We start from the raw sequence: 20,243 nt of genomic DNA on the forward strand, positions 1-20,243 counted from the left end.
CCGCCGACGGTTCCCCCTCCACCACCGCTCGCGCGCGGCGCGTGGAAAGCGCAAGGTATCTGCCCCGTTCATGTGCCCGCCGCCCGGGGGCATCCCTGGATCGTTGGTGACCGCTTGGATCGTCGGTGACCGCTTCGGTCGTTTTCAACGGCCTGTCCTTGTCGAACCGGCGCCGCAGGAAGGTTGGACGCCCGCCGTTCTCCACCGCCGCTGATGATCCCGACCGTGAAGGTCGCGCATACCGCTCCCAGACGCGGGCATCCGCACGACAACGAGCCGAGGTGATCGTGAGGACGAGGAGTGTCTGTGCTGCCCATCAACGTGACCGAGAGTGGCGTGCTGATCATCCGGTTGCGGGCCGATCTGGACATCGCCGGCCGGGCCTCAGCCGCCTGGGCGATCGACGGATACCTCGCCGCCCACCGCTCCGCACCCGTCATGCTGGAACTCTCGGACGCGCCGCTGAGTAGCGCCGCGGTGAGCACGATCCTGCGAACCCACCGCATGTGCCGCTCCGCAGGAGCGCCGCTGGCCGTCCTCGCGGCGACCGCCGAAACGCGCCGGGCGCTCGAGGCACAGACGGGGACCGAGGGGCCGGCCGTCCAACCCACCCGCGCCCTGGCCGCCACCGTGCTTTCGGCTGCCTCGCCCCCCGTAGCCACAGCAGCGTGAGCCGCGCCCTGGCCCTGCCGGGGGCTCGCGCCACCCGGTCGCCCGCACGCCGTGGGTAGGCACGGCGTGCGCCCTCCCCCCGTGCACGAGGAGATCCCTTCATGAGCACCACCCCGGTCCTGGAAGTCACCTCTCGCCGGTCGGTGCACGCAGCCGCCCGTATAGCCGTGGGTCTCCCGCATTCGGCGCTCGACGCCATGCTGGACGCCGCCTACGAGACGCACCGCCGTTTCCGGCACGGCGCGTTCGCCGAGCCGTGCCCGACCTGCCACGTCTCGGCGGGCGAGCTCTGCCTGGCGCGACGCAGTGTGCACACTGCCCGCCGGCTGGCACACCGTCTCCGGGAAACACAGAGCGGCCGGGGCATCCCTCCCGTCACGGCACGGTGACCCGCTCAACGGGTGCACCGCACTCATCCAGTCCCGCACTCACTCGGAGGGCCGGAGCAACAGGGCGGGGACGACAGCTTGTTGCTGTCGTCCCCGCCCTGCACTGCTTGGTGTCCGCGCGTGCTACAGACGGTGCGGTCCGTCGTAGTAGCCGCCGACCTGGCGCTGGTAGTCGGCATCACCGAGGTGCTTGTCCTTGTCGAACTCCGGAGCGTTCTTGATCTGCTCCTTCGTCCGGTCGACGTAGATCTTCTCGTCGTTCGGATCGATCCGGCTGATCGTGCCCGCAGGCAACAGGACTTCCTTGCCGAAGATCCACGGACCGGTGTCGACCACGATGTACGAGGAGCCGACTTCATCCGAGTGCTTGTCGACCTTGCCGATGGAACCGTCGCTCGCCTCGACCTTGTACCCCGTCAGATCCGACCCACCCAGACGGCCGGCGGTCTCGCGGTAACCCCAGAAATTCTCAGTCATACGAAGAACAACTCCTCCGGTCATGGAGGCGGAAGGAAATAGAAATCCCTACCGCATCCTTCCCTACTGCCTTCACGGCGGAACTCTCGTTCCGGCCCACCCATCGCTTGCCCCGTGTTTCGCCCGCTACACCGCTCGCTATAACCACCGGCCGCTGCTGCCCTTCGGGCGGGCGACGAAACCGATCACGACCCGCGCTCCGCACCCCACCCCGCCCTCCAAATGGCTTTTCACGTACCGAGTTCCGCCCTCCCGCAGCAGGGAATCCGGCGTCGGACGGCATGCCTGGACCGGGTATTGTTACCGGCGGCTTGGAACACCGCCCGCAGGCGGTGGGACGAGCCATTTCCACGCGGGCTCGCGAGCCAGGGGCGGACGGTGAGGAAACGATGATCGCGCGGGGCAGCAGGGAGCGGCCGGTCCACAGCATCGGCCATGGGGATCACGTGTGTCTGGCGTTCGCCGACGATTCCGAGCAGCGCCGGGTGGTCACCGCCTACGTGTCCGATGGGCTGAAGCGCGGTGAGCGCGTGATGTATTTCGCCGACCGGCAGGAGCCTGCCGTGGTGCTCGACTGGCTTCGTTCGGCGCAGATGGATCCGGACGCCGCGTTGTCCAGCGGACAGCTGCGGGTGGTCACTGCCAGCGACCGCTACCTGGTTTCAGGACGCTTCGACGCCACGGCGATGGCGGCCACCCTGCGGCAGGAAATGGAAAGTGCTGCGGCCTCTGGTTTCAAGGGATTCCGGGTCAGCGGTGAAATGAGCTGGGTTCTACGTGAGATCGCCGGCGCGGACCAGCTCACCGCATACGAGAGCATGGTCAGTTCGGTCTTCGAGGGACAGCCTGCTTCGGCCGTCTGCCAGTACGATGCCCGCCTCTTTCGCTCCAGTCAGCTGCAGGCCTACGACCACTGCCACCCCGGCACCGTGGAACTGTCCCCGCTCTACGAGGACGAATGGTTGCGGATCGTGCCCACCTTCGAGGCCGGGGCACGCACGATGCGTGTGATCGGCACCGTGGACTACCGCACGACCGGCGCTTTGGCCGCGGTTTTGGACGCCACCCTCGAGTGGGCCGGGGACGTGCGGGTGGACATGAGCGCGCTCGAGTTCATCGACCTGGCCGGCCTGCGCGCTCTGGCGCACACCGCCGAGCGGTACGAGCCGGGCCGCCACATGCGGGTGGTGGAACTCGCCCCGCTGCTGTGCCAGGTGATAGCCGTGGCCGGCTTGGACCAGCAGGACGCCCTGGTCGTCACCTCCCCGGGAGCCTCGGCATGAGCAGCGTGATCGACGTGACCGCCTCGCAGCCCGACCGGGCCCCCCGGTTGGTGCACCAAGGCCTGGTCTACGGGTCCGACGAGGCGTTCTTGGCCGCGACCGTCCCGTTCTGCCTGGACGGTCTCCAGCATGACGAGGCGGTCCTCGCCGTCACCACGCCCGCCAACATCGACCTGCTGCGTCAGCAACTCGGCAGTGCCGCCGGCGCAGTGCAGTTCATCGCGGCCGACGACTGGTACCAGACGCCTGGCAGCACCCTCGGCGCCTACTACCGCTACGTCGACGAACGCACGGCCACCGGGCGCCATCCCCAGGTACGCGTGATCGGTGAGCCCGTCTGGCACGGCCGCGACGCGTTGGAAACCGCCGAGTGGACCCGCTACGAGGCCGTCATCAACCTCGCCTTCGCCCACTGCCCGGCCTGGATCGTCTGCCCCTACGACACACGCACGGTCCCCGGCCAGATCGTCGCCGACGCCCGCCGTACCCACCCGCAGCTGGTGACCGGCCCGGCCGCCGAACCAAGCGGTCGCTACGCCCCTCCCCAGGGCGCCGCCTGGCACCGGAACCCGTCACCGGTTCCTGCGCCGGGAAGCAGCGCCACGATGCCCTTCGGCACCGACTTGCACCATGTGCGCTCGTTCGTCGCCCGGCATTCCGCGCAGCTGGGGATGTCCCCTCGGGGGGCGGAGCGTTTGACTTTCGCCGTCAACGAAGTGGCCACCAACGCCGTTCAGCACGGCGCAGGGCGCGGCGAAGTCTCGGTGTGGCGTACCGGGCACAAGGTCATCTGCGAGATCAGCGACCCCGGGCCCACCCGCTTCCCTGCCGATGCCGGGTGGACGCTCGGCTACCTGCCACCGGACCCCGGGCAGCCGCGCGGGCACGGCCTGTGGACCGTGCGTCAGCTGTGCGACTTGGTCGAAGTCCACACCGGCGCCCCGGCCACGGTCGTTCGCCTCCACCTGAACCTTTCCTGAACGGCCCGCCCGGTCAGTCGGGGAATCGGGACCCGCGGCCCGGCGTTGTCCCCCACATGGGCGATGCACTCCGGTACGGCCATGACGAGTTCGGCCCGTCCTCCTTCGCGACGGCCCGCGCACGCCTCGCGGCTGACCGCGACGACACGCTCCACCGGATGGCCGCACTAGGGCGCGACTTCGACGGGATCGTCGCGGCGAACGCCCTGGTCGCGGTCGACGACGAGCACGACCCCGAAGGGGCCAGCACGGCCTTCGAGCGTGCCCACGTGGCCTCCCTGATGGCGCGGGCGCACGACCATCTGGACGAGCTGGACCAGGCGCTGGAACGGCTCGAAGGGGGCGACTACGGGCAGTGCATGGGGTGCGGCGCTGTGATTCCGCCCGAGCGCCTGGAGATCCGGCCGGCCGCGACCACCTGTGTGTCCTGCGCCCGGTCCGACCCGCGCCGTGCCCCGCACGGCACCTGACTCCGGCGGTCTCTCGTCGGTCGGTTGCCTGACCGCACCTCATGCTGTCGCCACGTCCACGAGGAACGGCACTCGGCGGTTCCGGTCGGACGTACGGGCTCTTCAGCGAGCCAGGAACTCGTCGAGAAGCTTGTCGAGGTCGAGGAACTCCTCCCCGGCAGCGACGACCGCGTAGGTTTCGTCCAGGAAGCCCCTCAGCACGGGGGCATCCAGGAAGACAACCGCATCGTCCTGCTGATCGGGGCTCCGGCCGATCAGTTCGATGCGGAGTTCATCGCGGCCGGACTCCTTGTCGGGGCGGAATGCGACGTCGCCCTCCCCCACCGGACGGTGGAGCCCCTCGGCCAGCATCTGCCGGTCGAAGTGCCACCGTGCCAAGACGTCGGCACCGTCCAGGAACTCCGCCTGCACCACGTACGGGTCTCCACCGTCATACGAGAAGCGGGCAAGGAAATACACCTGGCCCGCCGGCGTCTTGAGGTGCACAACGATCAGAGCGGACACGCAGGACATGGTTGGGCCTCCAGGGTGGGCTGACAGCTACGCGCGTCTGCCCCGCTCCGCCCCCACCACACCGGACCGGTTGGGGAAACCGCGAGACTGCAGGCTCTGGAGACCTCCTGGTGGAGATCTCGACGGCGACGGCTTCCGCCGCGGTGGAGGCACATGAGGCTCCCCGCTGCAGCTGCACCCCCGAGCGGATGCAGCGCCGTGCGGCCCGTGCCGACGCGGCCGAGAGGACCGGGCAGCTGGTCGACCGGCGTGGGCGGGGGACGGCCGACGCTGCCACGGCGGCCCGGCACGCCGACGCGACACGAGCCGACGCGCGCCCTGGCGCCGGACGCCGGGGACTACGGTGGAGGAGTCCCCTGCGAGGTGAGCGCCATGATTCGGCCCGGAGCCGTGTCCACGTCTAGCCATGAGGTCCTCGGCGCGCCCTGCTGGGTGAGTCTGATGACCCGGGATCTCGATTCCGCCCGGAGGTTCTACGGCGCCGTGCTGGGCTGGACCTTCCGCGGCACCCGCCTCGGGGAGCGGTTCGTGCTCGCCTATCGCGACGGCGCTGCGGTCGCCGGCTTCGGGATGCTCGCCGACGATCTGTCCCTGCCCGCCGCCTGGACTCCGTACTTCGCCGCCGACGACGCCGAACTCGCCGCCGCCCGCATCCGCGAGCGCGGTGCGACCGTGGCAGTCGGTCCGCTGGCCTTCGGCGCGGGCCGGGCCGTGCTGGCCGCCGACCCCGCCGGGGCGGTCTTCGGCCTCTGGCAGGGCGCCGTCCTCAGGGACTGGCGAGTCGGCCACGGCCCCGCTCCTGCCTGGCTGGAACTCCGTACGCGTGACGCCTTCGCGGCCGCCATCTTCTACGGGGAGGTGCTGGACTGGGCCGGCGAAGCACCCGGAGCCTGCGTGGCCGCCTACGAACACGACCACGTCGTCCTGCGCCACGGCAACGACACGGTCGCACGGATCAGCGGCGGAGCCGTGGACGAGGACCCCGACCCGCACGTCCGCCCCCGGTGGCACGTCCATTTCCGGGTGCCCGACCTGGAGGCCGCCGTCACAGCCGCGACGAGCGCGGGCGGGAGCCCCGCCTCCCCGGTGGAAACCTCCGCTGCCGACCGGTCGATCACCCTTCGGGACCCCGAGGGGGGCCTGTTCACGATCCTGGCACCGCAGGGATGAGTCCCCCGGCCCCCGGGGGCGGCGTGCTCGTGCAACGGCGACGGCTGGGTAGCCGAGCCGCAGGACGCTGCCCGAGGAACCGCTGTCCGACTCCGGAGTCCGGAGTCCGGAGTCCGGGAGATGATCGGCCGGGGACGTGCTGCGCACCGGAGCGCGGACCTTCTCCGGGCCCGTGAGCCGGTCAGGCCCCTTCGCCGAGGACCGCACGGATCAGTTCCCGCTGCTCGCCGGTCAGGCTCGCCTCGTCGAGGTCGACCGTCTGGCCGTCGATCGTGATCCGGTAGTGGAAGCCGTCGGCGACCGGCCGCACGGCGCGCCGCGCGAGCCCCTCCCATTCCGCGGCATCCCGCCGGACGGAGGTGTCGATCTTCCGCATCTTGTCCACGCCGGTGAAACCCCCGGAGCGACTGACAGTGATCAGCATGGCCGTTCTCCTTCGGATGTAGAACCTGTCGGTGGATTCGCCTGCCCCCGATCGGGCGCCGCTCCCCCGCCGGGCCCGCGCCGCGGGGCCAACGGCTCGAACTCGTCGGTGCCTGGCCGACAGTCGGCCGGTGGGGCGGGGGCCCGCGGGTCGGCCGGGGGCGCTTCGGGTTCGGGTCCGGTGAGTTCCGGCTCCAAGCCCTCGGCCACCGCCGTGCGGCGCCGTCCGGTGTCGGACCGCCAGGCCTCGAAGACCAGCGCCGTCGCGGTGACCACCCCGAGGCCCAGCAGCCAGCCACCCACGACGTCGCTGAACCAGTGGACCCCGAGCGCGACTCGCGTGTAGCCGACGCCCACCACGGTCACCAGCGCGAGGGCCCAGGGCAAGGGACGCCAGGCCCGCGGAATCACCGGCAGCAGGACCAGCAGCAGGACGGCGCACGAGGTGGTCGCCGTCATGGCGTGGCCGGAGGGGAAGGAGAAGCCGGGCGCGTGGGCGACGGGGTCCGGCAGGTGCGGCCGGGCCCGCTCCACCGCGATCTTGACCAGGAGCCCGATCAGGCCGCCCGCGACCGCCGTGACGCCGGCCCAGGCCGCCAGCCGCCAGGCGCGCCGGCTCACGAGCCAGACCACGAGTACGGCGACCAGCAAGCGCATGGTGACCGGGTCCCAGACCCAGTCCGAGAGCACGCGCAGGCGGCCGAGTCTGTCCGGGTGAGCGAGCGCGGCGGCGTGGAGGCGTTCGGCCGCGCCCTGGTCCAGGCGGTGCAGTGGCGCCCACTGGGACTCCACCAGTACCAGGGCGAGGGCGAACGGTACGGCCGCCACGGCCGTCGCGGCCGCGGCGAGTACGAGTCTCGCGCCGAAGGTGGCGTCGGGTCCGGCGTGCCGCGCGAGCAGGCTCCGGAGCGGACCTCCCGGAAGACGCGGTCCGTGCGGATGACGTGGTCCGTGCGGATGCCTGCTGCCTCGCGGATGTCGCTGAACGCGTCGAGCACTTTCCGTGCGCCGTGCCATGGGGGGGCGGCTCCCTCTCGTGTGCGTGCGGCAGCGGGTCTCCGGCCGCCGGTGGCCGGGGCGGTCAGACCCCGGGGTCGTTCATGACCGGCTCCCTCACCCCCGCCCGTACGGCTTCCAGCTGGGCGGCGAAGGAGAGGCCGAGGAAGAGCGCCATCGAGGTGAGGTAGGACCAGAGCAGCAAGGACACGATGGCGCTCAGGGGCCCGTACACGCTGGTGAAGGAGCTGCTCTCGCCGATGTAGAGGCTCAGCCCCCAGGTCGCGAGGTTCCACAGCACCAGGTGGACGACGGCCCCGAAGGCCAGCCAGGTGTAGCCGGGTTGGCGCCGGCGCGGGGAGAGGCGGAAGATCGCGCTGGTGGCGAGGACGGCGAGCAGGATGCCCAGCGGCCAGCGCAGGAGTTCCCAGGCCCGTACGGTGTCGGGCGAGAGCCGGTACACCTCGGCCAGTGCACGGGTCAGGTGGGTGCCCAGCACGGTGAGGATGAAGCTGAGTCCCAGCGGGAGTCCCGCGAGGGCGGCCATCATCAGGCCCCGGCCGTACTTGGCGAGGAAGGGCCGGTCCCGCTCGTTGCCGTATATGCGGTTGGCTCCTCGCTCGACCTGGCAGAGGGCGGTGGTGACGTTGGCCAGGGAGAACAGCAGGCCCAGCCACAGCGCGGCCTGGCCGCCGTCGCCGGCGTGGCGTCTGCTCTCACTGAGCGCCTCGTCGACGACGGCCTGTCCCGGACCGCTGGTGAGCCCTCGGATGGTGAGCTCGGCAACCCGGCCGGCTTCCTCGGTGTGCAGCACCACGGACAGGCCGACGGCGGCGATGGCCAGCGGGACGATCGACAGGACGGTCTGCAGGGCGAGCGCGCGGGCGTGGCTGAAGCCGTCGGCGTAGCGGAAGCGCACGAAGGAGTCGCGGGCCAGGCTCCAGCCGCCGTAGCGGCGCAGTGCGGTCCATGCCTCGTCGGCGGACAGCTCCTCGCCGCTCACGTCGTGGCGTTGCGGTACGCGTCTCGCAGTACCCATCGTGTTCCTGCCTTCTGGTGGTGTTTCGTCTCGTGGAACCTGCGCAACGCGCGGAGCCCGCGGACCCTCGAGGCTTGCGGTCGGCAGGTGTCGCCGCAGGGCGCGTCCCGGCGAAGCTCATGACGGGGCGCCGGGGGCCGCCGCCGGAAGCTGCTCGGCGGGTGGGGACTGCGGCGCCCCCGGCGCGCGGGGCAGGTACACCCGCAGGGCTCCCGGTTCGATCTCGGCGGTGAGGCGGACACCATCGCTCACGGCATCGCCGTCGAGCTCGCGCGGCTGCGGTACGGCGCAGCGGACGTCGATGCGGGTGGCGCTGAAGTACTCCAGCGCTCCCCCGGCCTCGCTGCGCCCGTCGGGGGCGGCCGGACCGGGGCCTGCCGGCGGATGCCGGCGCAGCAGGCGGGACGCCAGGTGCCCGGCGGCGGTGAGCCATCCGGCGGGACCGCGCGGGTCGAAGAGCACCACTTCCAGGCGTCCGCTGTCCGGCCGCGCCGCCGGCAGGAGGGGCAGGCCGCCCTGCAGCGTCCCGACGTTCCCGATGACGACCATCCGGGCCCGGCGCCGCAGCCGGCGGCCCCCGTCGACGCGGACGGTGAGGCGCACGCCGGGATCGCGCAGGTGCCGCAGGGCCGAAAGGACGTACGCGGCCCAGCCCATCCGTGACTTGAGCCGCGGGGAGGCGTCCCTGACCATCGCGGCGTCGAATCCGGCGCCTGCCATGACCGTGAACCTCATCGGCTCGAGCCCATCGCCGCAGACCCGGCCGACGTCGATGCCGAAGCTCTCGCCGGACAGGGACTCGGCCAGGGCGGCGGCCGGATCCGTCGAAAGGCCGAGGTTGCGGGCGAGGAGGTTTCCGGTGCCGCAGGGTGCGACGGCCAGCGGGATCCGGGTGCCCGCCAGGATCTCGGCGCAGGCGCGCAGGGTGCCGTCGCCTCCGCAGACCACCACGAGGGCGGGGCGTACGGTGCGCAGCTCCTCCGCCAGGGTGCCGCAGGGGAGCTCGGCGGAGGTCAGGATCCACCGGAGCTCCCGGTGGCCGTGTTCGCGCAGGACGGCGGCCAGCCGGTCCGCGAGCTCATCCGGGCAGCCGTGCGGGTGGCGCACGACGAGGACCGCACCACCGGTGCCGCGCGGGGCGGGCACCTCCCGGGCGGGCCGCTCCGTGCCTTCGGGCTCCGCGGCGGACTGTCGCCCGTACAACAGCGCGAACCCGGTGATCAGCAGGGTCAAAGTGCCGTTGAGCAGGCCGCCCGCCACATCGCTGGGGTAGTGCATGCCGCGGTACATCCGCGACAGTCCTACGGCCGGCGGGATCAGCAGCAGGATGCCCGTCACCGCGCGGCGCCACGGGCCGCGCATGCGCAGCGCGGCGATCACCGCCAGTCCCCCGTAGAGCGCGAGGGAAGCGCCGACGTGACCGGAAGGGAAGCTCGACGTGGGCGGCGCGGCGTCCTCGTGGGGAACCGCGGGCCGCGGGCGGTCCACGAAGGCCGTCACCACCACGAACACCGCCGACTGCGCGGCCACCGCGACGCCGAGGAACAGCGCCTCGGTGCGCAGTGCGGCGCGCGGGAGGACGAGCAGGGCGACGATGCAGATCAGGGTCGCGCCGACGACGGCCTGCGTGCCTGCGAGTACGGAGAACAACTCCGCGACTCCGGACGTGGCCGGGTCCCGGCCCTCCACCAGGTCCCTGCCGATCGAGGCCTCCGCCGACAGCGGCCAGTGTCCGGCCGCCGGCCCGGTGACCAGCCGTCCCAGCCCGACCATCAGGGCCGCCTGCACGGGAAGGAGCAGGAGCGGTCTGACACCGCGCACGGAGGAACCGCAGCTTCGTCTCATGGATGCCTTCTGGCCCGCGACGACCGAAAGATGCGCGGTCCTTGGCTGCCGCCCCCGTACCGGAATGGGAATGGTCCCCGACTCGTCGAGTCGGGGACCGTTCGGATGCCGGGTCAGGCGGCGAGTTCCGGTCCGACCATGCGGCCGCCGAAGGGGCCACCGGTTCCGAAGGGGCCACCGGTTCCGTGACCTCGCCGGAGTGCTTGTCGGCCTTGCCGATATGGCCGTCGGTGGCCTCGACCTCGTAGTCGGTCAGATCGGTTTCTCATTCGCCCCTGTCAGAGTTCGGCGCGCGTGGCGGACTGGGCGGCGCGTACGGCGACGTTGGCCGCGTCCTGTACGAGCGGCGCCGCCGGACCTCCGCCGCCGGTCAGGGTCCAGCCGCAGAGGGCCGCCCAGGCCAGCGCGGCCGAGGCCGCCTTGGCGCGCTCGGTCCGGTGGGGCAGGAAGGTACCGAAGAGCAGTGCGTCCCCCGCGTCGATGGCGACCCGGCACAGTACGGCCGTGCGCAGCGCGCTGCCTGCGGGGACCGCGACCATGGCCGCGCCGATGACGGCGTCGCGGACGCCGAGGGCGCGGATCAGCAGTGCGGAGGAGCCCTGTTCGGCCAGGCCGCAGGGGCGGGCCAGCACTTTGGGTCGGCAGGCGACCGCCACGCCGTACCCGAGGGTGGCCACGCCCATCACCCGTGCCGCTGTGGTGCGCATCGGCGATCACTCCGTTTCGTTGGTGCTGGCTCATGGAATCCCGGCCGGCCGACGGCGGAATGCTCGTGGGCCGTCATCTCGTCCTCCTTTGGTGGTGCCGTCTTTCGGCGACTACCCCGTGCTATCGCCCTCAGACGCTTTGCGCGCCCCCGCGACCGGGCCGGGGTGTCCGTCGGCTGCGGAGGCTCGGCGGGCGGCCGCGGCGTCCGTACGTCGAAGGTCGACGCGGGCGGCCGCCATGACCGAGAGTGTGGGCGACGTAGACCTCTGCGCGGCGATATCCCTGACCCTGCCCGGCACCGATGCCACCTGCATCGCCCTGCCTGACCGCCGGCCGACGCCGAGCCCGCCGCTCTCCCACGGATCCGGTGGAGAGCGGCGGCCGTGGATTCGGCCGGCGGTCAGGGGCGCTTGGCGCACAGGGCCGCGTCCACCGCCCCTTGGAGGTGACGCAGACTTCCGCCCTCGGCCGCCCAGGTCGTGGTGTAGACGGTCACCGTGCCGCGGCCTGCCGTGGCGCGTCCCCCGCCCACCGAGTTGCCGGGGAGGTCGCCGCCGTGGCCCCAGTAGACGCCGCCGCAGCTGAGGGGGATCGAGGCGATGCCGTAGCCGTAGCGGCTACCCGCCGGGTAGACGTCGCGACCACCGACCGCGGTGGTGTCCCGGGTCATCTGCCGCAAGGCCCAGTCGGGCAGGAGGCGGCCGCCGAACAGTGCGTCCCAGAAGGTGTTGAGGTCCTTGGGCGTGGAGACGAGGCCACCGGACGCCCCGAACTCATACCCGGGGAGCTCGGTCAGATCCATCCGGCCGGCCTCCGGGGCGGCGGGGTGGATGCCGTAGTTGCGGGCGTGCGGTCCGCGCAGGGCCAGCTCGCCGGGTGCGGGCCAGTAGGTGTCGTTCAAGTGGAGGGGGCGCAGGATCGTGCGCTCGATGTACGTGCGGAACCCGATACCCGAAGCCTTGTCGATGACCATGCCGAGCGCGAGGTAGTTGGTGTTGGAGTACCCCCAGCCGGTGCCGGGTGCGAAGGCCGGCTTCTCCCCCAGTGCGAGGGCCAGGTAGTCCTCGGGGGTGCCCGGGCGGGTCCAGTCGACCAGTGTGGCGTACTCCGGTAGTCCGCTGGTCTGCTTGAGCAGCTGTCGGATGGTGATGGTGTGTGCCGCGAGTTGCGGGACATGGCGGCCGGCGCGGTCGTCCAGTCGTATCCGACCGTCCGCCACCAGGCGCATCACCGCTGCCGCGGTGAACGCCTTGGTGTTGCTGGCCAACCGGATCCGCCCCTGCTCGTCGGGCATGGGCCGGCCCGACTCGAGGTCCGCGACACCGGCGGTACGCGTCGTCCTGCCGTCGTACGCCAGGGCGCCCGGTACCTTGTCACTGTCCACGAGGAGGTTCAGCTGCCGCTGGACCGGGTCGAGTGGCCGGGCCGCCGCCACGGGTACGAACGCCCCGATGGTCGTCGCGGCGAGCAGGACTGCGGCGGCGATGCGCTTGCGGTACATGTGATTTCCCCCTGGTCGTGGCCCGACCGGTGTGAGCCGGTCAGTCGCTTGACAACGACTTTGCCAGGACACCGACCCAAGATCATTGCGCCCAGCCCCCGAACGGACGGGCAGCCACCCCCCTTGACACATCCCAGCCTGTCAGCAGCACGGTCGTGGCTTCCCGAAGAAGACCGGACCACCGAGAACACCGAGCCCCACCGGCTATGGGAATCCGAGGCGTTCAACCCCACACGTCTGGACACCTGCGGCATCAACGTCTACGTATGCGAGTGCCGCGTTACTGACGCAGGATCATCTTGCGTGGGAGCGCGAACCCGGCTCGACCGTAGAACTGCCTTCTGATCTTCTTGATGCGGTTCACGGCGCCTTCGATGCTGCCGGGGCTCCAGCGCTGGGGTGAGTGATCACCCGATGACCCAACACCTTCTTACGCGCCTGCTCGGCCCATCACGGGGTCGGCCCCGCAGTTCCCCGAGCCCCTGGTGGTGAGACGGTGAAGACCGTCCCGTAGGCCCGGAGGGTTTCGGTCGGGTCGCCGGGATGGCCTCGCAGGACGGCGTCCAGGAAGGCGAGGGTGGCTCCGGCGACGACGCGCGGGCTGTCGGTGCGGCCCAGGGTGCCGACGATCGAGGGCACCGGTGGCAGGTAGAGCGGCCCGTCCATGAAGGTGAGGTGCCCGGCGCCGGGGACGGCAAGCCGGTAGCTCGTCGTGGTGCTGTGCTCGAGGGCGTCCGTGAGGCGGGGCAGGTAGCGCGGGTCGGTGCCGGCGGTGATCTCCTGGGTGAGGGCGAGCACCGGCTGCTCGAGGGCGGGCGCGGTGGGGCCGTGGGGGTAGCCGTCCAGGTCGACGACGGCGCCGAACCGGCGGTCCTGCCGGGCCGCCTGCAGGGCGGCGGCACCGCCCAGGGAGTGGCCGGCCACCGCGACGCGGCCGGTGTCCAGGCCTCCGGTCAGCGGGTCGGCCGTCTCGACCCGGTCCAGACGTTCCAGCCGGGTGAGAGCGAAGCCGAGGTCGGCGGCTCGGACGGCGGTCCAGCCCGCCGCCAGCTCCTCGTCACGGTCCCGGTCCCCGCTGGAGGCGGTCGTGGCACGGATCGTGCTGCCGTCCGCGAGGACGACGACGGCGGAGTCGTACGGGTGATCGAGGGCGGCGACCAGGTAGCCGTGGCTGGCCAGCTCCTCCGCCCAGGCGGTGTTCTGGGTCCGCACCCCGCCCGACCCCGGGGAGAACAGGACGACCGGGAACCGTTCTCCCCCACCGGCCACCGGGGCGTCGACGACCGCATGGCTGCGAGCCCGCGGGACGCCGTCGACCAGGAAGCCGGGCAGGCCGACCCCGCCGGCGAGGGCCTCGGCGACGGTGCGCGCCTCCTGCTCCGTGCGTCCCAGATACTGGGCCCTCTGCGTGCCGGAGGGGCTCTTCTGCGCGGGGTACCAGAGCTGGGCAACGACCGTGCGCCGGTCGTCCGGATCGGCGGTGAAGCTTTCGGGGCGGAGCGGGTCGGTCCACTGCACCACCCGGGTGCCGACCGCGAAGTCGCCCGACGGCTCGGGGAACTCGGGCACGGGCAGGGCCCAGGCCGCCACCGGTCCGATGGCGATCAGGCCGGCGCAGGCCAGCGATCCCGGCAGGGCCAGCCACCAGCGGGCCCGCCACGCCGGTCGGCCGGTACGGCGTCGCAGCAGGGGCGGGACGGCGAACGCCGACGCCAGGGCGGCGCCGGCCAGAACCGGCAGCAGCTGCCAGCGGATCCCCACCACGCCCAGCGCGGTCGCGGACGCCAGGAGCACCGCCCCCGCCCCGATGGTGACGGGCCGGCGGGCGGCCGAGGGGATCCAGCGCGCCGCCACCAGCGCGAGGGCACCCAGCAGGACGAGGACTTCCGGAAGGGACATCGACAGCCCCGTGATGGTTTCGGTCACCCGGTCATGCTCGACGCCGGGTCGGCGCCGCCGCATCGGTCCCGGGTAGCCGCCGGTTGCCACTCCGGTGGCAACCCGGGCGGGCCTCGGTGCGACCGGAGTGGCAACCCCTCACGCCCCACACGCGGCCGCTCTGCGACCGTGGGAGGGGGTGGCCTCCTCCCCCGGTCGTACCTCGGCAGGATGCGGTCCGACCGTGGGCCCATGCGCGCCGCCGCCCCCGCGGCCTAGGCTCCGGCTGTACGCGCTGACGGTCCCGGTCGGACCGCCACGACGACCGATCGACGGGTGGGTGTGACGGTGCGCCACCGGGACCGGATACCGCCCTTGGTGTGGGACGCGGCGCTGCCGGTCCTCCTCCTCCTCAACGTCGTGACCGCCTACCCGGCGCGGGAGCTGCCCGTGGCCGCGGGGCTCACCGCCGCCCTGGTGCTCCCCCTGCTGTGGCGGCGCCGGGCCCCGCTCGCGGTGTTCGGCGCCGTGGCGGCCGCGGCCTTCGTCCAGTGGCTGATGGACGTCCAACTGCTCGCGGACATCGCCCTGCTGGTGGCCCTCTACACGGCGGCCACGCACACAGGCCGCCGCGGCACGCTCCTCGCCGGTGCCGTCGTGGAGGCCGGAGCCGTGCTGGCCTGCCTGCGCTGGGTACCGGACGGCGCGTTCCCGACCCCGTTCGTCGCGCTGTCCGCGACGGTCGTCGCCGCCGCCGTCCTCGGGGTGAACGTGCGGACCAGCCGGGCCTACCTCGCCTCCGTACGGGAACGGGCCGAACGGCTGGCGCTGCACCAGGAGCAGCAGGCACGGCTGGCCGTCGCCGAGGAGCGGGCCCGGATCACCCGCGAGATGCACGACATCGTCACCCACAACCTGTCCGTCATGGTCGCGCTCACCGACGCCGCCGTCTACGCACAGCACAGGTCGCCGGACCGGGCCACCGCCGCGATGCTGCAGATCTCCGAGACGGGCCGGCAGGCCCTCACCGACATGCGGCGCTCGCTGGGCGTCCTGCGGTCCGACGAGCCGGACGCCGAGCGCCACCCACTGCCCGGCATCGCCCAGCTGGAGGCGCTCGCCGACCAGATGGCCGCCGCCGGGCTGCCGACCGGCCTGGAGGTCCGCGGCGGCGATGCCCCTGTGCCGGCCACCGCACAACTCACCGTCTACCGCTTGGTGCAGGAAGCATTGACCAACACCCTCAAGCACACCCCCGCCGGCACCCGCGCGACGGTCCTGGTCGAGTGTTCGGCCGGAAGCGTCGGCGTGGAGGTCACCGACAGCGGCCCCCGGCCTGCGCTTCCCGCCGCCGCCCCGTCCGGCCACGGCATCCCCGGCATGCGCGAGCGCGCAGCCGCCTACGGGGGGACGCTTCAGGCCGGACCGCTTCCGAGCGGCGGCTGGGGTGTGCGGACCCGGCTCCTGCTCAACAGCGGCGAGACGAGCGCCCCATGACCATCCGCATCCTGATCGCCGACGACGAGGCGCTGCTCCGGATGGCCTTTGGCACGTTCCTGGAGGCCCAGCCCGACATGGTGCCGGTCGGCGAGGCCGCGGACGGGGCCCAGGCGGTCCGCCTCTCCCGTGAGCTGCGGCCCGACGTCGTACTGATGGACGTCCGGATGCCCGGGACGGACGGGATCGAGGCGACCCGTCAAGTCGTCGAGTGCTCCCCGCAGAGCAGAGTGCTGATCCTGACCACCTTCGACCTGGACGCATACGCCTTCGCCGGTCTCGGCGCCGGGGCCTCGGGCTTCCTGTTGAAGAACACCCGGCCCGAGGAGCTGCTCACGGCGATCCGCAACGTCGCGACGGGCGATGCGGTGCTCTCCCCGCGGATCACCCGGCGCCTGCTGGAGACCTTCCGTCCGCACCTGGCCGACGGGGGCACCACCGTCCGCGACGAGCGGATGGACCGGCTGAGCGCCCGGGAGCGCGAGGTGCTCGTCGAGGTCGGCCGCGGCCTGTCCAACGCCGAGATCGCGGCCGCGCTGTACCTCGCGGAGGCGACCGTGAAGTCCCATCTCGGGCGGATCCTGACCAAGCTCGAACTCCGCGACCGGATCCAGGCCGTGGTCTTCGCCCACGACAACCGTCTGGTCCCACCGCTCTGACGCCGGCGGGGGCTCAGAACAGCTCAAGTCGGTTGAAGGACAGCGTCTGTTCCGCACGGGCCGGCAGCCGCCGTGGCACGCATGTCGGGTGCGTGGCCGGCTCGCCGGGATCGGGCCGCGAGGGCCCGGTCACGGGCCGGTCCGCACCCTCACCGGTTCGAGTGGTTCTCCGTGCCGGCCGATTGTTCCCCACGCCCCCTCTCACCGGCCCGTATGCCCGTCGGGCAGGTCCGGCACGTCAATCCGCGCGTTTGCTCCCGTTGTTGCCGAATGCGAGAAAAGGGCGGCACAGGTGCGATTGCCTGGGGCAACGAAGGGAGCAGTACGTGGGCGGTATCACTCTGGTGACGGACGAGCAGGCCGCCCCGCGGCCGGCTCCGGTCCGCTTCGAGAAAGAGAGCCGTCCCGCGCCGGCCGGCCGGGGCACCTCGAGCGGGCCACCACCCACCGCCGAAGTAGGTGCGACTGTCGAAGAGTTCAGCCCGCGCCGGGTGCGGCTGGTGTTCTTCGGGCTGATGCTGGCGCTGCTGCTCGCCGCGCTGGAACAGATGATCGTCGCCACGGCCCTGCCGAAGATCGTCGGGGAACTCCAGGGCCTGGACCGCATGTCATGGGCCATCACGGCCTATCTGCTCACCTCCACCATCGGCCTGCCGCTCTACGGCAAACTCGGCGACCTCTTCGGCCGCAAGAGCGTCTTCCAGTTCGCCATCGTGGTCTTCATCATCGGTTCCGCACTGGCCGGCTGGTCGCGCACCATGAACGAGCTCATCGCCTTCCGCGCGGTCCAGGGCATCGGCGCCGGCGGACTCATGATCGGTGTTCAGGCGATCATCGCGGACATCGTGCCGCCCCGGCAGCGCGGCCGCTTCATGGGGCTGATCGGCGCGGCCTTCGGCCTCGCATCCGTCGCCGGACCCCTGCTCGGCGGGTTCTTCACGGACCACGCATCGTGGCGCTGGTGCTTCTACATCAACGTCCCGTTCGGGCTGATCACCATGGCTGTCATCGCCGTCGTGCTGAAGCTCCCCAAGCCCGCGGTCCGGCCCCGGCTCGACGTGATCGGCGCCGTGCTCCTCGCCGCGGCCTCGACCTGCCTGGTACTGCTGACCAGCTGGGGCGGCACCGAGTACGCGTGGGGCTCCCGGATGATCCTGGGGCTCGCCGTCGGCGCTGCCGGAACGTCCCTCCTCTTCGTGGTCGCCGAGCACCACGCGGCCGAACCGATCATCCCGCTGCGGCTGTTCCGCGACCCGGTCTTCGCGGTAACCGCTCTGGTCGGCGCTGTCGTCGGCATCGCGCTGTTCGGCGCCGCCAGTTATCTCCCTACTTACCTCCAGATGGTCGAGGGCGCCACCGCCACCGAGTCCGGGCTGCTGATGCTGCCGATGATGGGCGGGGTCGTCGTCGCCTCCATCGTCTCCGGCCAACTGATCAGCAGGACCGGCCGCTACAAGGTCTACCCGGTCCTCGGCGGGGCGCTGTCCACCCTCGGCATGGGGCTGCTGTCCCGGCTGGAGACCGGGACCACCCAGCTCGCGTACAGCCTGTGGATGGCCGTCCTCGGCGTCGGCATCGGGCTGGTGCTGCCGGTGCTGGTCCTCGCCGTGCAGAACTCGGTGCGGCCCACTGACCTCGGCACCGCCACCAGCGCCAACAACTACTTCCGGCAGATGGGCGGCAGCGTCGGCGCCGCCGTCTTCGGCACGGTCTTCGCCGGCCGGCTGACCGATGCCCTCGCCGACCGGCTGCCCGCCGGCGACGGGCTCCCGGACCCCTCCGCCATCACCCCGCAGCTGGTGCACTCACTGCCCCCGACCGTCAGGGACGCGTACGTCGCGGCCTACGCCGAGGCGATGCCCCGGATCTTCCTCTACCTCGTGCCGGTGCTCGCCCTCGGCCTGCTCATCGCCTGCTTCCTCAAGGAGAAACCGCTGGTGTCCCACAACGCCCCCGCAGCCGATTCGCCGCTCTCCGAGGCCCTCCCGCAGCCGCTCCCCGGTGAGGTCCCCGCCGCGCGGACCTCGGCGGACGCCTCCCAGCCCGGCGGGCTGCCGGTCTGCGGAACCGTCCAGCACCCCGACGGCAGCGCCGTCCCCAGCGCCGCCCTAACTCTGATCGACGTGAGCGGCCACCAAGTCGGCCGGGGCGCCAGCGGAACCGACGGACGCTATGCGCTGAGCGTGCGCGGCCCCGGTTCGTACGTCCTGATCGCGGCGGCCGGCGGCCATCAGCCGCAGGCGGTCAGCGTGACCGTGGGCGAGCGGCCGGTCGAGCTGGACGTGGTGCTCGGCGGCGCCGGGCGGCTGTCCGGGGCGGTCCTCACGGCCGACGGCACCCCGGTCCGCGACGCGGCCGTCACCCTCACCGACGTCCGGGGCGAGGTGGTTTCCTCCACCCGGACCGGCCAGGAGGGCAGGTACGTCATCTCGGAGCTGGTGGCGGGAGAGTACACCCTGGCCGCGAGCGCCCCGGCGTTCCGGCCGGCCGCACTGCCGGTGAGCGTGCAGGCCTCCCGCGAGACCCGCCAGGACGTGGAGCTCGCGGGAGGCGCGGTCCTGCGCGGCACGGTGCGTGCCGGCGCGGGAAGGCCGGTCGAAGATGCCAGGGTCACTCTGCTCGACGCGGACGGCAACGTGGTGGACACCCTGACCACCGGTTCGGACGGGACCTTCCGGTTCATCGACCTGCCGTCGGGCGAGTACACGGTCATCGCGGCCGGCTATCCGCCGGTGGCGACGGTCCTCCAAGTCGCGGGCGGCGGGCGCACCGAGCGGGACGTACGGCTCGGGCACAAGGACTGACAGACAGTCACGGAACGGGTCGGGCTGCCCTCGAGGCGGCGGCCCGACCCTCTCCCTCACGGAGGAATACGCCACCGCCCCCGACCGCTTTGACTGGCCCAGTTGTTGCACATACACGTGTTTAGGCAGTTTTGACGATGATGCCGGCGTCTTCGAGTGCGGTCGCCTCGCCGGCGGGTGCGGTGGTGTCGGTGACGAGGGTGTGCAGGAGCGTGGAGGGGCCGACGTAGGCGAAGGCGGTGCGGCCGATCTTGCCGCCGTCCGCGGCGACGATGGTGCGGCGGGCCACCGCGATGCTCGCCTTTTTCACTGCGGCGTCGTCGAGGTCGTAGGCGGTCAGGCCGTCGGCCGCGCTCAGTCCACAGCAGCCGATGACGGCGGTGTCGAAGCGCAGGGCTGCCAGGGAGGCGAGGGTGAGGGGCCCGACGAGGGCTCCCTCGGCGGCGCGGGGCAGTCCGCCGGGCAGCACCAGTGTGGCCGGGCCGGGTGGTTCGCTGAGCAGGTGGATGGCCTGCAGGGACAAGGCCATCACGGTGACAGGCCGTTGCCGCAGGAGGCGGGCGACTTCCAGGCAGGTGGTGCCGCTGTCCAGCACGACGCTCTCGCCGTCGGCGATGAGCGCGGAGATCTCGGCCGCGATCCGGCGCTTGGCGTCGACAGCCTCGTGCGCGCGCAGCGCGAAGGGCGGTTCCGCACCCCTGAGGAGCAGGGTGCGCGCCCCACCGCGGACGCGTTCGAGGACGCCCTGGGCAGCCAGGGTGTCGAGGTCGCGCCGGATGGTCATCTCCGAGGCCCCGGTCAGCTCCGCGAGCTCTTGGACCGTGGCACCGCCGGAGGCACGGACGGTCTTCGCGATCAGCCCGTGTCGGTCTGCGTTGCTCATAACGCGATTGAACACCACCACGGACCGAACATCTACATCGTTCGATGGCAGCTGTT

18 protein-coding genes and 1 pseudogene are annotated in these 20,243 nt (G+C 72.1%); 9 read left to right on the forward strand and 10 right to left on the reverse strand.

Features of this window, described 5'->3' with window-relative positions; genetic code table 11:
* Window positions 1-306: 306 nt before the first annotated feature.
* The gene (locus ACFYM0_RS03420; protein ID WP_388496058.1) at window positions 307-672 is read left to right on the forward strand and encodes an STAS domain-containing protein; all 366 of its coding nucleotides are present in this window, start codon (window positions 307-309) and stop codon (window positions 670-672) included.
* A gap of 101 nt (window positions 673-773) precedes the next feature.
* Window positions 774-1,061, forward strand: a complete 288-nt coding sequence (locus ACFYM0_RS03425) for a hypothetical protein (protein WP_388496059.1) — start codon at window positions 774-776, stop codon at window positions 1,059-1,061.
* Between the two features lie 123 nt (window positions 1,062-1,184).
* Here the strand turns inward: ACFYM0_RS03425 and ACFYM0_RS03430 are convergent, their stop codons facing one another.
* Window positions 1,185-1,538 (reverse strand): PRC-barrel domain-containing protein, encoded by a 354-nt coding sequence (locus tag ACFYM0_RS03430; RefSeq protein ID WP_388496060.1) that lies wholly within the window; start codon window positions 1,536-1,538, stop codon window positions 1,185-1,187.
* A 389-nt stretch (window positions 1,539-1,927) separates the two neighbouring features.
* Here ACFYM0_RS03430 and ACFYM0_RS03435 point away from each other — a divergent pair, with 389 nt between their 5' ends.
* The 3 genes from ACFYM0_RS03435 to ACFYM0_RS03445 are packed head-to-tail and all read left to right on the forward strand — an operon-like array spanning window position 1,928 to window position 4,271.
* Entirely contained in the window at window positions 1,928-2,821 is an 894-nt protein-coding gene (locus ACFYM0_RS03435) for an MEDS domain-containing protein (protein ID WP_388496062.1), read from the forward strand.
* Window positions 2,818-3,801 carry an anti-sigma factor RsbA family regulatory protein gene (locus ACFYM0_RS03440; protein ID WP_388496063.1) on the forward strand — a complete coding sequence of 328 codons (984 nt, stop codon included), beginning with the start codon at window positions 2,818-2,820 and terminating at the stop codon, window positions 3,799-3,801. The genes ACFYM0_RS03435 and ACFYM0_RS03440 overlap by 4 nt, the downstream gene beginning before the upstream one ends.
* Window positions 3,802-3,857: 56 nt before the next feature.
* Entirely contained in the window at window positions 3,858-4,271 is a 414-nt protein-coding gene (locus ACFYM0_RS03445; protein ID WP_388496065.1) for a TraR/DksA family transcriptional regulator, read from the forward strand.
* A 102-nt stretch (window positions 4,272-4,373) separates the two neighbouring features.
* Here the strand turns inward: ACFYM0_RS03445 and ACFYM0_RS03450 are convergent, their stop codons facing one another.
* Complete coding sequence (locus tag ACFYM0_RS03450) at window positions 4,374-4,775, reverse strand: SsgA family sporulation/cell division regulator (RefSeq protein ID WP_388496067.1); 402 nt, start codon at window positions 4,773-4,775, stop codon at window positions 4,374-4,376.
* Between the two features lie 450 nt (window positions 4,776-5,225).
* Between ACFYM0_RS03450 and ACFYM0_RS03455 the strand changes: the two genes are divergently transcribed.
* Window positions 5,226-5,954, forward strand: coding sequence for a VOC family protein (locus tag ACFYM0_RS03455; protein ID WP_388496068.1), 729 nt, complete (start codon window positions 5,226-5,228; stop codon window positions 5,952-5,954).
* Window positions 5,955-6,135: 181 nt separating this feature from the next.
* On the opposite strand, the gene ACFYM0_RS03460 is transcribed toward ACFYM0_RS03455, so the two are convergent.
* From ACFYM0_RS03460 to ACFYM0_RS03490, 7 genes and pseudogenes are all read right to left on the reverse strand, one after another.
* Window positions 6,136-6,378 (reverse strand): protealysin inhibitor emfourin, encoded by a 243-nt coding sequence (locus tag ACFYM0_RS03460; RefSeq protein ID WP_388496070.1) that lies wholly within the window; start codon window positions 6,376-6,378, stop codon window positions 6,136-6,138.
* Window positions 6,379-6,524: 146 nt separating this feature from the next.
* A pseudogene (locus tag ACFYM0_RS03465) lies at window positions 6,525-7,277 on the reverse strand (phosphatase PAP2 family protein); the annotation flags it as partial.
* A 181-nt stretch (window positions 7,278-7,458) separates the two neighbouring features.
* The gene (locus ACFYM0_RS03470; RefSeq protein WP_388496071.1) at window positions 7,459-8,412 is read right to left on the reverse strand and encodes a YihY/virulence factor BrkB family protein; all 954 of its coding nucleotides are present in this window, start codon (window positions 8,410-8,412) and stop codon (window positions 7,459-7,461) included.
* A gap of 117 nt (window positions 8,413-8,529) precedes the next feature.
* On the reverse strand, window positions 8,530-10,257 hold the full coding sequence (locus ACFYM0_RS03475) for a diacylglycerol kinase family protein (protein WP_388496073.1): 1,728 nt from the start codon (window positions 10,255-10,257) through the stop codon (window positions 8,530-8,532).
* 278 nt (window positions 10,258-10,535) lie between these two features.
* Window positions 10,536-10,964: a hypothetical protein gene (locus tag ACFYM0_RS03480; protein ID WP_385370112.1), complete on the reverse strand. Its 429-nt coding sequence runs from the start codon at window positions 10,962-10,964 to the stop codon at window positions 10,536-10,538.
* Between the two features lie 401 nt (window positions 10,965-11,365).
* The gene (locus ACFYM0_RS03485) at window positions 11,366-12,466 is read right to left on the reverse strand and encodes a serine hydrolase domain-containing protein (protein WP_388496075.1); all 1,101 of its coding nucleotides are present in this window, start codon (window positions 12,464-12,466) and stop codon (window positions 11,366-11,368) included.
* A gap of 450 nt (window positions 12,467-12,916) precedes the next feature.
* Window positions 12,917-14,428, reverse strand: coding sequence for an alpha/beta hydrolase family protein (locus ACFYM0_RS03490; RefSeq protein ID WP_388496077.1), 1,512 nt, complete (start codon window positions 14,426-14,428; stop codon window positions 12,917-12,919).
* Between the two features lie 252 nt (window positions 14,429-14,680).
* Between ACFYM0_RS03490 and ACFYM0_RS03495 the strand changes: the two genes are divergently transcribed.
* The 3 genes from ACFYM0_RS03495 (at window position 14,681) to ACFYM0_RS03505 (ending at window position 19,304) form a co-directional block, all read left to right on the forward strand.
* A complete protein-coding gene (locus tag ACFYM0_RS03495) occupies window positions 14,681-15,841 on the forward strand; it encodes a sensor histidine kinase (protein WP_388496079.1) in 1,161 nt (386 codons plus the stop codon).
* Entirely contained in the window at window positions 15,838-16,500 is a 663-nt protein-coding gene (locus ACFYM0_RS03500) for a response regulator (protein ID WP_388496080.1), read from the forward strand. The genes ACFYM0_RS03495 and ACFYM0_RS03500 overlap by 4 nt, the downstream gene beginning before the upstream one ends.
* Before the next feature lie 326 nt (window positions 16,501-16,826).
* Window positions 16,827-19,304 (forward strand): MFS transporter, encoded by a 2,478-nt coding sequence (locus ACFYM0_RS03505; protein WP_388496082.1) that lies wholly within the window; start codon window positions 16,827-16,829, stop codon window positions 19,302-19,304.
* A 121-nt stretch (window positions 19,305-19,425) separates the two neighbouring features.
* Here the strand turns inward: ACFYM0_RS03505 and ACFYM0_RS03510 are convergent, their stop codons facing one another.
* A complete protein-coding gene (locus tag ACFYM0_RS03510) occupies window positions 19,426-20,187 on the reverse strand; it encodes a DeoR/GlpR family DNA-binding transcription regulator (RefSeq protein ID WP_388496084.1) in 762 nt (253 codons plus the stop codon).
* Between the last annotated feature and the right edge of the window lie 56 nt (window positions 20,188-20,243).

The sequence above is a fragment of the Streptomyces sp. NPDC006487 genome (assembly GCF_042870555.1).
Classification (GTDB): Bacteria; Actinomycetota; Actinomycetes; order Streptomycetales; family Streptomycetaceae; genus Streptomyces.